Genomic DNA, 12,899 nt, shown 5'->3' with positions numbered 1-12,899 from the left:
AAAAAAGACTGTAGGCAAAAGGAGTTCTATCTAAATTTTTAAACATAGTTGATTGGAACGGAAGGTGCGAGACTTCTGCGGGAATAGCGAGTCCAAGGGAGACCCCACAGGCGCAAGTGCGCCGAGGTGGCTCCCGGACCGCCCGCGAAAAGCGAGTGCCTGAAGTGGAGTCAACGTCCAAATTTGTACAAGCCAAAAAAAACTGTAGACAAACTCGATTTTTATCGAGTTTGTCTACAGTCTGAATGGTCCAACCTATTAGGAATGGACCATTTTCATTTCCACCATCTTGTTTGAGGGAATTCTGTTGAACCAATCACTACTGGTTCGCCTATTTGAGGTGTGCAGACCTGGACGCCAAAATCATTGGCCGCTTTTGTTACCCGTTCTATCGGATCTGTCCAGTCATGAAAAGACAATGTGAAACCAGCCCAATGAATGGGAATCATCCGCTTTCCTTGTACATCGATGTGTGCTTGAACAGTTTCTTCTGGAATCATATGGATGGTTGACCAACGTTCATCATATTGGCCGCATTCCATTAAAGTTATATCAAAAGGTCCGTATTTTTCGCCGATTTCTTTAAAATGGCTGCCATATCCACTATCGCCGCTGAAAAATACCTTTTCTTGTTTTCCATTAATTATCCAAGAACACCATAGTGTCGTATTGCCATCGCGTAAACTTCTACCAGAAAAATGCCTTGCAGGCGTACAAACAAATTGCAATTCCTTGAATGAAACTTCATCCCACCAATTATGTTCCTGAATCAGTTCTTGTTTAACGCCCCATCTTTTAAGGTGTCCACCGACACCGAGTGGGACAATGAACTGACTGACCTTATCTTTTAATTTCTTTATTGAGAAATAATCCAAATGATCGTAGTGATCATGTGAGAGCAGGACAGCATCGATAGGGGGCAGCATATCCAAATCAAAAGGCAATTCCCCGCTAAAGCGCTTGTTCCCAAACCAAGGAAAGGGAGTGGGTGCTTTGCCAAACATGGGGTCGACTAAAATGGTTTTCCCATCTAACTCCAACATGAATGCTGAATGACCAAACCAGGTGATTCTATTGGAATTCACAGATGCAGGGTCTTTTGTTCCCATTACGATGGGACGGTCGGGCCTCCTTTTTGGATTAGGCTTTATGAAATCACGTAAAATGGAACCAGTATGTGTAAGACTCATCGCTTGACTGGCAGGAATCTGATTTTGGAATTTTCCCTTGGAAAAATTCTCTTTTATAGTGAAACTTTTCACTTTTTCTTTGTTTGTCCGTCTTCCAAGTGGAGGATAGAAGTTCAGGAAAAGTAACAATATTATAAAAGAAGAAATGAGGATCTTAATAATTTTCATCATGATAGCTACCTCCCATATTAATCAGACCTTTATTAAAACATATCATATCACAGAATTTATAAGGTTATTTACTATGATGTCCCACAAGAAAAATGATAAAGATATCCCCTTCTGAAAAAAGGGTAATGGATGGTGAAACATATGATTCATTAACTGTAAACTCACATTGGGAGGAGTCTTTTTTCATCTAGTGAAAACTTCTGACAAGTGATTAAGTTTCACCCGTCTTAGGCAGGGAATAGAGGTATATATAATGAATAATATAGAGAGCGGGATAAGGAAGGTAGCAGCCGAAGGGTAGGGTGATAAATCGATTGTTAATGTTTTTCAGAGTCTTTGTATGGGTAGTATTTATTGCTTTATTAGCCTATGTCATTCTTTCTTGGAAATATAAAGACAAGGTAAGTAAAAGGATTGAAGCGATTCGTAAAACCTGGTATATCATTTTTATACTGGGAGCATTGATTTATTGGAATTTCTATCCGATGAGCATTTTTAATGAGTGGGAAAATTTCTTGATTATGGCTATCGTATTCATCCTGATTGATATGTTTGTGTTCTTGAGCATGTATATATCCAAGATTGGCGATAACGAGCTGTCCTATGCAACAAAGGCCGTTGCGGAAAGTGACAAACTTTTAACGGATAATAGGGAAAAGGTCAAGAATATGTTTCATCTCCTAAAAAAAGAAGGAATACCTGAGTATTATCAAACGAATAAGGAATATTTGGCTTATTTGAGCATTCTCCTACAAGCGTATGCAGCAAAGGAAGGGATGGACGTGAAAATCCTTCCTTTCAAAACGGAACAGGACAAGCAATTGGTGATAAATGGGCATCCGAACTTGAATGGCAGTACCATTCGTGCTACATTGGAAAGAGAAGATACGTATTATAATGATGAGGAAAAAATGGCTTTGCAGCCTGTAAGCATTTTGATGGAACCCTATATCCTTGACGTTAAATCAGAAAGCTTCGTTTCAGAAGTCGATTGTTTATTAATAGCATTATTAATCATGATGTTCGATATGGTCATAAAACAAAAACCAGGTGGTGAGGATAAATGAGCATTTATGATAAAGCCGGCAATGATGTGTCAGTTGCCGTAATCAAACCACAGGTAAAAATACCCGATGTAGGTTTAAGTCCCCACACTAAAAAAGTGATGAAACAGAACGAACGCATTATCCTGAAACAAAAAGAAAAAGCTGCACGCTTCAGCCGGTTAAAAAACGTTTTATAAGGAAGGGCAGAGGTTTTTCCTTTCCTTATGATATTTAATGGAAAACCCGCATATACTATTCAAAATCAAAGAATAGGAAGGGTCTTTCAGAATATGAACAAAAAACCCGAGAGAGTTAACATCCCGGTCCCCTCCGCTTCACCATCCGAGAAACGGATACATAAGGGAAATGCTGATCTGCTCAAGCTATTACAAAAGCTGAAAGCTAAACGTTGGATTTTTTTAAGGTAAAAGAAAGCCAGTCTCTAAGGAGAACTGGTTTTTTTATTTTTCGGATGATCACTGCGGGTGGAAGTATTGAATATTCTTACGTCCAGACTCTTTTGCCATATACATGGATTGGTCCGCTTTTTTCAAAAGGGACTCCATTTCCGTACCATTATGAGGATAAACGCTTATCCCTATGCTAGCTGATACAAAATGATCATTTCCATTAATGTGAATGGGCATGGTGGATAAATGGTTCAATAATAATTCAGCTTTTTGCTGAGTGCTTTTCATTAAATCCTCACAATGCGATGGATGTAATAATACAATGAATTCATCACCACCGATTCGAGCCACATGACTGCCTTCGGGGACGGATTGCAAAAAACATTCCGCTGCCTTTTTAATAACCTCGTCACCAGCATCATGACCAAAGGAATCATTGAAAAATTTAAAATGATCAAGATCGATGTAAAGAATGGCCATTTCATCGTTTGTTTTATGTTTATGATAATCAAAATAATTATAAATGAAGTGTCGATTATAAAGACCTGACAAAGGATCCCTGATAATCCCTTTTTCGAGAATGATGGTATGACTAATCAAAGCTGCCATAGACTTAATGAGTATCAGATCATATTCTTTAAAAACATGAGGTTTAATGTCGAATGCACATAATGTCCCAATGATTTCACCCTTATTCATTAGGGGGACACCCATAAAACACCCATTCCCTATAAACTTCGTTGCGGGGTGGCTGCAAGTCAATTCATGTTCCCTCAAATTCGGGATAACGAGTGGTTCCAAGCCATTCTCAACAACTAATTTGCAATAAACCGCCTTATAAGGAAGGATGTCACCTTCACAAATTAACTTTGCATGTCTATTAAAGGATTTGATCATAAAACTCTGAATCGGATTCAATATAGAAACGAAGAATGTATTGACCTCAATGGTTTGAGCTAATAGTGATAATACTTCTGTAGCGATAGAATCGAAATTTTTATAATAGTTGATATCTTGCTGAATCATTCTCAGGCTCCTCTTTTATCAATAGTCTTTTTAGATTTCCGGATGTTATTCTCATATTGAACGACAAAGCCATAAAAGCGGAATCTGAATATCGTGACAGTTGTCCGGATTTCCACTAAACTCAATTAAGGGGTTGGATTCGTTTTATCGATGAATATTGTAATTGAGAACTTTACTTTATTTTCGGCTTTTTTAATATCATTAAATTTTTATTTGCCTGATTATCAATTAGCTGAATTTCTGTATCCGTTTCTGGATTTCCGGGATGGGTTTCATTTCATAATCCATAAAATCTATGTCAATGATCAGTCTATTCATCAAGAATTATACTGTAAATGAAATGGTAAGTGCACCTTGGATGTACGTAATTAGCGTGTTTTTCATATTTATCCATGAGCGTAAAAGTAAAGCAACTTGGCATTTCTGCACCTTCTCGATAACGGAGCACATGAATTAAATAGATAAAACGAATGTATTGCGCTCATTTTAACAAAAAATTTGGGGAGGATAAAAGGAAGTAATAAAGTACATATTGGATAATTCAAAAGGGGATCATTATGGGAAAATTAGAAACTATATATCCTATTGCTATAGAGAATACAAAAGAAAAAATAATCCAGGATATGGATTTTTATTTAGAGAATCAAGAGACAATGCCTTCTTATTCAAAATATATATCAGACAGGACGACTTTCATTGAGCAAATTTGGATAAATGTTTGGTTAAATAAAGCATCAAACGATGTGCCCAGAAAGGAAAAAAAGGCGTTTTTAAGCGAAAGGGGATTTGTAACGGAAGGTTCAGATCATAAGCTGATCAATAGCATGTTCCGGAACGAGTTAAAGAAGTATCGCCCGTTTGATGGCTTAACGTGGATTAAAAAAACCTTTGCTGATAATCAAGAAGATTGGGAGAAGAGATATAAAAATGCAAGGGAAAAATTCTATAGGCGACAAGAAGAACAGCGGCTTGCCAAGCAGCGTTGGAAGATACGCGCAAGGCTGCAAGAAGAGGCCAATACATTTTTCGAAAGTAACTCACTTCTTTTATATTTACATGTCAGGTACTATATTGCCGGGATTTTGGCAAAAGATTTTAAGAATAAACCTAAATTCCAATATGTCGATCCATACTTGCTTGAAGAGCAATTGGTTGAAGAGGGGGGCTTTCAAGCTGCCGAATACCTAATGGTCACTGATTTTTTTGAAGAGCTGACAGGCGATATTCACTCTTTAACCGGTTGGGGAAGGAACCGTTATGAATATGAAAATTACTTCTACAGGTATGAAAGATTAGTTACGGATTTCATTATGAAAACAGCCCCTGACAAATTCTTGAACCATCTATCTGCTGCACTGCATCATGATTTTTTGGAGTCATATGGGGAAAGGCTGACGGTTGATGCCCTTCAAGGTATACTAAGCGATGAATTGTCTGATTTGTCTCAGTCCTGTTTTGATGAACTTCAGGAAGAATACCTTTCTGATTTACTGAAGCTTGAAGGAATTCCTTTTAATGAAACATTGCACGAAGAAATATTTGAAAAAGACGTGGAGAACAGAGAAAGAAGAAAAGCTGAAGTATTGGCAGAGCAAGCCAAGAAGCGGGCTGAAGAACAAAGGATGATCGATGATATCATCGGTAAGGCCTATACTCCATCATTAGGGAAAAAGGTTAGATATGTTTTGCATATTGGAGAGACCAATACCGGGAAGACGCATAAGGCCCTGGAAAAAATGAAAGCAGCGGAAAGCGGTTTGTATCTAGCTCCCCTTAGACTGCTGGCCCTTGAAGTGTTTGATAAATTAAATGCGGACGGTGTACCTTGTTCATTAAAAACCGGTGAAGAAGAAAAGGCAGTCGAGGGTGCTAAGCATGTCTCCAGCACCGTTGAAATGTTTCATGAAAAAGACTACCATGAAGTAATCGTCATAGATGAAGCCCAAATGATTGCCGATAAAGATCGAGGCTTTTCATGGTTTAGGGCAATCACGCAAGCTAATGCGAAAGAAGTACACATAATCGGGAGCAATAATATCAAAATGATGCTTCTGAACCTTCTGAATGAAGCTGATTTAGAACTACACGAATACAGACGGGAAATACCGCTTGAGGTTGAACAAAAGGAGTTTGGACTGAAGTATACAAAAAAAGGGGATGCCCTCATTTGTTTTTCGAGAAGGCAGGTTCTGGAAACCGCTTCCCGGTTAAAAGAGAGTGGACATAATGTCAGCATGATATACGGCAGTATGCCTCCTGAAAATAGAAAACGGCAAATAGAGCTATTCAATCGCGGTGAAACATCCGTTGTCGTTGCCACCGATGCTATTGGAATGGGATTGAACCTGCCAATACGCCGCATCGTCTTTCTTGAAAATGAAAAATTCGACGGGACACGAAGAAGAAGATTGACTTCTCAAGAAATCAAACAAATCGCAGGTCGAGCGGGTAGAAAAGGGATTTATGACACTGGCAAGGTAGCATTTACAGCAGAGATCAAAATCATGAATAAGTTGCTGGAACAGGTAGATGAGCCAGTTCAAACCTTCACTATCGCCCCAACCTCTGCTGTATTTGAACGTTTTCAAAAATATTACCGGAACCTAGGGACATTTTTTGAAATGTGGGAGAGGTTTGAGCCTCCTAAAGGCACGAAAAAGGCATCGCTATCGGAAGAAAGGGAGCTTTACGAACTGATACGGGATACTGAAATCGAAGCGCGTTTTTCTTTAATGGATTTATATGGTTTCCTGCATATTCCTTTTTCGGCAAAAGAACCAAGTCTGATCAGACAGTGGCTGGAAACGGTCGAAGCGATTGCCGAGAGCAGTGACCTTCCTGAACCGGTCATCAAGACTAAAAATCTGGAGGAGTTGGAGCTATCTTATAAAGCGATAGGTCTTCATCTATTATTTTTATATCGGATGGGTAAGCGGACGGAAGCTGTTTATTGGGAGCGCATCCGTGAAGAAATCAGTGATGGGGTTCATGATCAGTTAAAAGACGAAATGTTGAATTATCAAAAAAAATGCAAGCGCTGTGGTAAAAGGCTGCCGGAGGACTCACGTTTTCATATATGTGATGCTTGTTATCATAGAGGACTTAGGAAGACGCACAGATTCAATTAAACGAATTCTTTTGATAGTAATAACCCGAATAAAGGGCACCTTGGTGCTTTATTCGGGTTATTAGTTGTTGTTGTCTATCACTTAGTCGTTTGTTTCGATTTAGAAATAAGCGCTGCTTGCTGCTTCATTCGTTTATCAGCTTTCTTATCATGCACCACTAAGATTGCATGAATTAAACCAGGGACATAGAAAAATAGTGTGAGTACCAAATTAAGCACAGCCTGAACGAGTTTACCGGCTAATAATACGGCTAATGGAGGGAAAATAATCGCAAGTAAATAAAGAATGGTGAACACTCTCCAATATAGTGATTTTTACTGACTATTACGGTTTGATTCTCTCTATTTAATAATTTTTTCATTCTAAAACGAAGGCTTGCTTTACTTGAATCGAGAAGCAATTCGGTTACTGAAGTTCCATTTTCCTGATGCTATCTCTTGATACCGCCTTGATAAATATATGCTCAAGAGCCGGATTCATACCAACTGAGCATTTAGGCTCAAAGAAGCAGTCTTTTTACCCCCGATAATGGCAGGAGGGCTATGGCTAATAACCGTTTTTGCCGGTAGCGGTCAATATAACGCCGCTTTTTGTGTTAGAATTATCAGAATACTAACTGATGAAAGCGGGAGATTTATGAAAAAAAAGATAGGCTGTTTGCATGCACACTATACAAATATAGAATACATAGAAAACGCATTCTCAAAATTCGATATTGAATGGCTACATTTTGTCGATCCGGGATTGATGCATCGGGTGTCAACGGATAAAAATTTCAAGAAATCGGATGCTCAAAAAAGGGTTAAAGAACAAGTCGAATGGATTGCCGAATGTAAAGTGGATGCCATTCTGATAACCTGTACAAACTACATCGCCTTATTAAACGAAGAACAGTTATCCTTACCCATGCCTATCATTAAAATCGATGAACCATATTTTGAGCAAATTTGCCAATTGCAGCAACCGCAAATGATATTATTCACGAACCCTGCCACTGTTGAAGGAACAGTCAAACGTTTGAATGCTCATGCTGAAAAATATGGGTCTTTGAATTTTGAAGTTATCATTATCGACAATGCCTTTGAATTCATTATGCAGGGATTGGGAGAGAGATATAACCAGGAAATCATGAACTTCCTATACCAGTTTAATAACGAAGAAAGACCGCTGTCGGTGGCTCAACTATCAATGGTCGAAGCAGCTATGAGATATGAGCTTGAGACAGGAAAGACAGTTATAAATCCATTGCATGCATTAGTGGATTACATGATCGATCAACTGGAACTAAAGTCATTGAGTGTTGAATAAAGGATTTCTGGCGTCGCATGAACGTAAATTCAAAAATATGTGTTTGTATATAATAGGAAAGAAAAAATCCCGGCATGAGTTAAATCCCGATGCCGGGATTTTTTTATTATTCCTTTGTGCGGATTTGTTCACGGATGTTTTCAAGTTCTTCAAGGGATAGATCTGTCAGGGAATTTTTTATTTCTTCTTCGACACGTTTTCGATCAAGCTCCCTATATTCGCTCCACCAACCCCGTAGCCCTTCGGTGTTTTCGAGAAGATACTCTATATCAATTTCTTCTTGCTCATCATCTGATAAATATCGCATGACCGCACCTAATAATCGATTGAGTTTGGCTATTTCACTTTCCTTATCAGGTGAAGCGGGGGTATCTTTCACTTCTAAATCATCTTTAGCCGGAACATTCCGAGGTGTCATAATATCCTCCTGTTTTTAATACTAGTGTGCCTAAAAAGGGCGGTTTTCAATATATGCTTTTGGTTTTTTTGAAATTTTATTATTAAAAAATTTCAACATATACCTCGCTAGAATATATAAATTATATCATCATCCTTAAATAGGTTTAACAAAGTAATGGGTAAGTTAGGAGAAAGTTTAATAAAAAGAATAGCTTAGTGCCACTCCTTACATCAAGCAACTAATTTTCTGCATTCTTCTGCGCATCTCAAGCATGCCTCAGCACATTTTTGACAATGTTCATGATCGTGTTTTTTACATTCGTTTCCGCAGCTTTCACAAATCTTGGCACAAACTTCAGCCAACTCTGAAATAAACGGTGTACCTCTTCCTATCGCCTGTTCTAAATAAGAGCAAATATCCGCACATTCCCTATCCAAGCGAATGCATTCCACCATCATGTTTACATGATCTTCTTTTAAGCATGCGTCGTAACAATGATTACACGCGGTCATACAATCATTTAAAGTTTGGATAATAGATGAATCGTTCTCATGTGACATGAACAATTCTCCTCCTTAATATGGTCTCTCCCTTACTATTATCCTTTAAACTACCCTTTAAACTTCTCTTAGGATAAGGTGAATCGTTCTTTAAAAGTGACCGGAAAAGGGATGGACTTTAGGGAATGAATGGAAGGGATAGTGCATAAATTTAAATGAAGGGAGTGGATATATGATAATGTTTATTAAATTAAGTGTGGCCAGTGTCTCCGGAGCCGTCGTGTATTTGATATATAATGTCAATCAGACGCTGCGTAAAGGAATGGGAACACTTGAAGAAACAAATAAGACACTGGAAGAGGTAAGGAATGCAGTACATGGATTGACGCATGAGTCCAAACAATTGATCCACTCTGCCAATCAAATTACAGCGGATGTGAAAGGGAAGATTGAAAATGTCGATCCTTTGCTAGAATCCGCTCAAGATGTTGGGGAAATGATTCATAATGTAACCAATTCCATGAAAGAAAACAGTTTGGAAGGCCGCCCTAAAGATTTATCCACTCCGACAGCTCCTTCTACACGAACTAAAGCTGAGGGGGTTCAAATCAAGATCAAATAGTATCATTTATCAATAAAAAACAGGCACCCCGGGATCCACTAACATATTTGAAGTAATCGTTTCTACTTTTAAATTTAGAGGGGGAGCTTTATATTGATTATTCAATATAGTGTGGCTGCAATCGCTTTAGCCTTCATTTGGTTGGTCGTATTTTTAATCAGTACACTTCAAAAGGGAATGGTCACGATAGGAGAAGCCAATCAAACATTGGTTGAAGTGAGAAATGCCATCCACGATCTATCCGGCGAATCGAAACAACTATTGCAAACTGCAAATGAAATCACCGACGATGTAAAAACTAAAATGAAAACGGTTGAACCATTATTGGATTCTGCTCAGGATGTGGGTGAAGCGATACATTCAGTTACAGACTCTGTAAAAAAAGCCACTAACGGTTTCCGTACAGAGTTTTCCCCGAAAAAAATCAATGCTATCAAACCCAAAAGCCAATTTAGATAAAAAGAAAATATTAAAAAAATGAAAGACACTACCGGAATTTGGAGTGTCTTTTTGGATGGTATGTATAATAGTCGTACTCATATGCTTCATTTGGATATCGCCTGTGGTTTATATCTATAAGACCCATTTCTCTCATACAGATCTCTTAACACCCTGTATGAGAATATGGAACAAACATAAATTTTGTATGGATTATAGGACAAGCAATTATTTTTCTGTCTTGTCACCTGAAGCATGACCGGATGTTTTTGAGTCATTAGAATGTTTGACGCCTTTACTTACATATGGTTTGGCGCTTTTTTTCTTGTTGGCACTTGTTTTCCAACGATTCCAGCCCTTCTTGCCCGTTCCAGTGCCCGTACCTTTACCCGTTCCGCTCTTAGCCTTAGCTTTACTCATGATATCACTCCATTACTATTGTATGGTTAGTTTAAACCATTTTACTTGATTATTACCCAAGTATGTTGAAATATACAGTAACGAAGGTGATATGTACAGGGAAAGGCTCAATATTTTTAATCTAAATCTTTATAAACCAATAACAGCAAGGGTTTTTTCTGGGTGGCACTTGTTTTTTGCCTCACTTTATCGATATCGATCTTGACTTCGTCAGTAAAATGCTTATGCCGATTTTTTTGCAAATGGTCAAGTAGTGCATGAAAGTTAATAATACAGCACCAGTATTCATTCCTAAAATGATTCCTCCCATATTAAGAGAAGCCTGAGAACCTAGGATATACATCATTAAAAAGGCAACAATATGGGACCATACGGTATGGATGAAAGCATCTTTCACTAAACCCAGGCCGATGAGATAGGCTTGCATAGGAATGACAAAAAAATGAAAAAGGAAATAAGGACATAATAATTTTAAATAGTATGCGGCAGATGTCGAAGAAAAAAAGAGGGAGGTCAAAGGTTCCGCAAAGAAATAAATGAAGATCACAGCCGGAACTCCATACAATACGGTGAAAGACATCGATTTTTGCAATAAAACCCTCAATTTTTCCTTATCCTGATTCTTGTAAGCATTCGATACATTCGGAATGAGCATGATCATTAAGGAATGTGCGATAAAGGCCGGAAAGAAGCCAATCGTCATCGCAACTCCAGTGAGCATCCCAAAATGCTCTGTAGCCACTACCGCACCGAATCCTGCAGAGAGAAGGGCAGTATGGATCAAAAAAGGTTGGATGGCATTTGTTATCGCATGAAAGATCCTTAACCCCATGGTGGGCAGCGAAACCGCCAATAACTTTTGTCGTGCATGTTTACCGGTTGTCCGCGAGTTCGTTCCGCGCCTCATGATTCGCATTTGAAGAATCAAAAGGTTGATCAAGTATAGAAAAACGAGGAACTCACTGCCAATCAAAACAAAAAAGGCCATCAACAATGACTTTTCCTGGTTAAAATGAAATAAGTTAAAGATGAGGAAAAGCAAGCCGAATTGAATGATATCTTTTAAAAAGTTGGAAAAGGCAATCTTCCCCATTTGCTGGACACCCATGAAATAGCCTCTTGCAATCGACGAAAAGGCAACTATGGGGATCAATGTGATGAGCAGCCATTTAATATAGGGATGGTATCTGTCCATTATGGATGAGAAGGAAAGTATGAAAGGCATGACTACACACATGATCAATACGACGACTGCAGCCATTTTGAGTGCATGAATAATAAGATTATAATGCATTGCCTGTTTATTTTCCGCAACGAATTTTGAAATGGATATATGTAATTCAAGGCTGGCAATCACATATATCAAAAAGAAAATTGGCAATAGGGACATATAAAGCCCCATGCCCTCTTCGTGTAATTCCCTGGCTAGGAGCATGTTCACTAAAAATTCGATACATTCACCAAAAAACGCTGCGACAATCAAAATGAGCGTTCCTTTATAAAAAGACTTCATGTTGGACCACTCCTAATAAGGTGTTTGTATAAAGATATGAGACATGCCATGGAATATTCATGAGGAACTACATATCCCGGCGATACAAAATACGGTTATGCCTTGGGCAATCCTTATTAATCGCTGTTGAAAGATAAAAAATTAAATCAGGGTAAAGGTGGGAAATTGGATGAAATCGATTGGTTACACTTATTTCTAATGGGGAAATCCTTACCCATACAATCTTCATCAAAAGGCTTCATACGGGTGATATTCCAAACAAGGGCAAGTTTTTATGTCATTTTCCTTTTCAAAAGTGTAGGTGTATCATGATCATGAGAATGGGACATGAATTTCGCTTTGAAATTCATGCTTTATTTTGCTATCCTTTAGCAGAGGGGATGATCAATATGAAATTCACATCTATTAGTCAATCAAATATAGATGAATTGTGCATTGCGTTTGAAAGTTGTCTTACGAAACATGACATTGCATTTAAATATGTAGATATGACGGAAGATAACGGAATCATATCGTTTATTTTTTGTGATGACCCAGAAAATGCGAGATCGGTCGACATGGAAAGTGAACGCTTCATTGGATTGGATACCGATTACATAGCCAAGGAAATTTTAGAGCCAATCCTGCCTAAATTAAAGGAATTTGCACAATATAAAATCATCGATTAAGATGATTTTTTTGTTTTGATATTTGTTTTTATTGCCTGAATGGAGCTGAAAATTTAACT

14 protein-coding genes are annotated in these 12,899 nt (G+C 38.2%); 7 read left to right on the top strand and 7 right to left on the bottom strand.

Features of this window, described 5'->3' with window-relative positions; genetic code table 11:
* Positions 1-275: 275 nt before the first annotated feature.
* Entirely contained in the window at positions 276-1,361 is a 1,086-nt protein-coding gene (locus Q8G36_RS12250; protein WP_336622964.1) for an MBL fold metallo-hydrolase, read from the bottom strand.
* A 320-nt stretch (positions 1,362-1,681) separates the two neighbouring features.
* On the opposite strand from Q8G36_RS12250, the gene Q8G36_RS12245 reads away from it, so the two are divergent.
* The gene (locus Q8G36_RS12245) at positions 1,682-2,428 is read left to right on the top strand and encodes a type II toxin-antitoxin system SpoIISA family toxin (protein ID WP_305160434.1); all 747 of its coding nucleotides are present in this window, start codon (positions 1,682-1,684) and stop codon (positions 2,426-2,428) included.
* The gene (locus tag Q8G36_RS12240; RefSeq protein ID WP_076369116.1) at positions 2,425-2,604 is read left to right on the top strand and encodes a hypothetical protein; all 180 of its coding nucleotides are present in this window, start codon (positions 2,425-2,427) and stop codon (positions 2,602-2,604) included. Before Q8G36_RS12245 ends, Q8G36_RS12240 begins: the two co-directional genes overlap by 4 nt.
* A gap of 279 nt (positions 2,605-2,883) precedes the next feature.
* Here the strand turns inward: Q8G36_RS12240 and Q8G36_RS12235 are convergent, their stop codons facing one another.
* Positions 2,884-3,843: a sensor domain-containing diguanylate cyclase gene (locus Q8G36_RS12235; RefSeq protein WP_305160427.1), complete on the bottom strand. Its 960-nt coding sequence runs from the start codon at positions 3,841-3,843 to the stop codon at positions 2,884-2,886.
* Positions 3,844-4,400: 557 nt separating this feature from the next.
* Here Q8G36_RS12235 and Q8G36_RS12230 point away from each other — a divergent pair.
* Positions 4,401-6,971 carry a DEAD/DEAH box helicase gene (locus Q8G36_RS12230; protein WP_305160426.1) on the top strand — a complete coding sequence of 857 codons (2,571 nt, stop codon included), beginning with the start codon at positions 4,401-4,403 and terminating at the stop codon, positions 6,969-6,971.
* 77 nt (positions 6,972-7,048) lie between these two features.
* Here Q8G36_RS12230 and Q8G36_RS12225 read toward each other — a convergent pair whose 3' ends face one another.
* Positions 7,049-7,258, bottom strand: a complete 210-nt coding sequence (locus Q8G36_RS12225; protein ID WP_305160433.1) for a YqaE/Pmp3 family membrane protein — start codon at positions 7,256-7,258, stop codon at positions 7,049-7,051.
* Positions 7,259-7,607: 349 nt separating this feature from the next.
* Between Q8G36_RS12225 and Q8G36_RS12220 the strand changes: the two genes are divergently transcribed.
* Positions 7,608-8,279 carry a hypothetical protein gene (locus tag Q8G36_RS12220; protein ID WP_305160425.1) on the top strand — a complete coding sequence of 224 codons (672 nt, stop codon included), beginning with the start codon at positions 7,608-7,610 and terminating at the stop codon, positions 8,277-8,279.
* 106 nt (positions 8,280-8,385) lie between these two features.
* On the opposite strand, the gene Q8G36_RS12215 is transcribed toward Q8G36_RS12220, so the two are convergent.
* Positions 8,386-8,697 carry a hypothetical protein gene (locus tag Q8G36_RS12215; RefSeq protein ID WP_305160424.1) on the bottom strand — a complete coding sequence of 104 codons (312 nt, stop codon included), beginning with the start codon at positions 8,695-8,697 and terminating at the stop codon, positions 8,386-8,388.
* A gap of 212 nt (positions 8,698-8,909) precedes the next feature.
* Positions 8,910-9,239 (bottom strand): four-helix bundle copper-binding protein, encoded by a 330-nt coding sequence (locus tag Q8G36_RS12210; RefSeq protein WP_305160423.1) that lies wholly within the window; start codon positions 9,237-9,239, stop codon positions 8,910-8,912.
* A gap of 172 nt (positions 9,240-9,411) precedes the next feature.
* On the opposite strand from Q8G36_RS12210, the gene Q8G36_RS12205 reads away from it, so the two are divergent.
* Positions 9,412-9,801, top strand: coding sequence for a DUF948 domain-containing protein (locus Q8G36_RS12205; RefSeq protein ID WP_305160422.1), 390 nt, complete (start codon positions 9,412-9,414; stop codon positions 9,799-9,801).
* Between the two features lie 93 nt (positions 9,802-9,894).
* Positions 9,895-10,260 (top strand): DUF948 domain-containing protein, encoded by a 366-nt coding sequence (locus Q8G36_RS12200; RefSeq protein WP_214747899.1) that lies wholly within the window; start codon positions 9,895-9,897, stop codon positions 10,258-10,260.
* 207 nt (positions 10,261-10,467) lie between these two features.
* Here Q8G36_RS12200 and Q8G36_RS12195 read toward each other — a convergent pair whose 3' ends face one another.
* On the bottom strand, positions 10,468-10,659 hold the full coding sequence (locus Q8G36_RS12195; RefSeq protein ID WP_305160421.1) for a DUF3934 family protein: 192 nt from the start codon (positions 10,657-10,659) through the stop codon (positions 10,468-10,470).
* A 181-nt stretch (positions 10,660-10,840) separates the two neighbouring features.
* Positions 10,841-12,172, bottom strand: coding sequence for an oligosaccharide flippase family protein (locus tag Q8G36_RS12190; RefSeq protein ID WP_305160419.1), 1,332 nt, complete (start codon positions 12,170-12,172; stop codon positions 10,841-10,843).
* Between the two features lie 314 nt (positions 12,173-12,486).
* On the opposite strand from Q8G36_RS12190, the gene Q8G36_RS12185 reads away from it, so the two are divergent.
* Positions 12,487-12,840: a hypothetical protein gene (locus Q8G36_RS12185; RefSeq protein WP_305160418.1), complete on the top strand. Its 354-nt coding sequence runs from the start codon at positions 12,487-12,489 to the stop codon at positions 12,838-12,840.
* The last annotated feature ends 59 nt before the right edge of the window (positions 12,841-12,899 follow it).

Source organism: Peribacillus frigoritolerans, from assembly GCF_030676415.1.
Classification (GTDB): Bacteria; Bacillota; Bacilli; order Bacillales; family DSM-1321; genus Peribacillus; species Peribacillus frigoritolerans_A.
The sequence above is the reverse complement of the archived record's forward strand: the minus strand, read 5'-3'. Positions and strand labels throughout refer to the sequence as shown.

Coding starts and splice junctions, on each gene's coding strand:
- Q8G36_RS12210 (WP_305160423.1), bottom strand. CDS start 9,239: ATGTCACATGAGAACGATTCATCTATTATCCAAACTTTAAATGATTGT.
- Q8G36_RS12235 (WP_305160427.1), bottom strand. CDS start 3,843: ATGATTCAGCAAGATATCAACTATTATAAAAATTTCGATTCTATCGCT.
- Q8G36_RS12190 (WP_305160419.1), bottom strand. CDS start 12,172: ATGAAGTCTTTTTATAAAGGAACGCTCATTTTGATTGTCGCAGCGTTT.
- Q8G36_RS12220 (WP_305160425.1), top strand. CDS start 7,608: ATGAAAAAAAAGATAGGCTGTTTGCATGCACACTATACAAATATAGAA.
- Q8G36_RS12230 (WP_305160426.1), top strand. CDS start 4,401: ATGGGAAAATTAGAAACTATATATCCTATTGCTATAGAGAATACAAAA.
- Q8G36_RS12185 (WP_305160418.1), top strand. CDS start 12,487: ATGAGAATGGGACATGAATTTCGCTTTGAAATTCATGCTTTATTTTGC.
- Q8G36_RS12245 (WP_305160434.1), top strand. CDS start 1,682: ATGTTTTTCAGAGTCTTTGTATGGGTAGTATTTATTGCTTTATTAGCC.
- Q8G36_RS12250 (WP_336622964.1), bottom strand. CDS start 1,361: ATGATGAAAATTATTAAGATCCTCATTTCTTCTTTTATAATATTGTTA.
- Q8G36_RS12195 (WP_305160421.1), bottom strand. CDS start 10,659: ATGAGTAAAGCTAAGGCTAAGAGCGGAACGGGTAAAGGTACGGGCACT.
- Q8G36_RS12240 (WP_076369116.1), top strand. CDS start 2,425: ATGAGCATTTATGATAAAGCCGGCAATGATGTGTCAGTTGCCGTAATC.
- Q8G36_RS12205 (WP_305160422.1), top strand. CDS start 9,412: ATGATAATGTTTATTAAATTAAGTGTGGCCAGTGTCTCCGGAGCCGTC.
- Q8G36_RS12215 (WP_305160424.1), bottom strand. CDS start 8,697: ATGACACCTCGGAATGTTCCGGCTAAAGATGATTTAGAAGTGAAAGAT.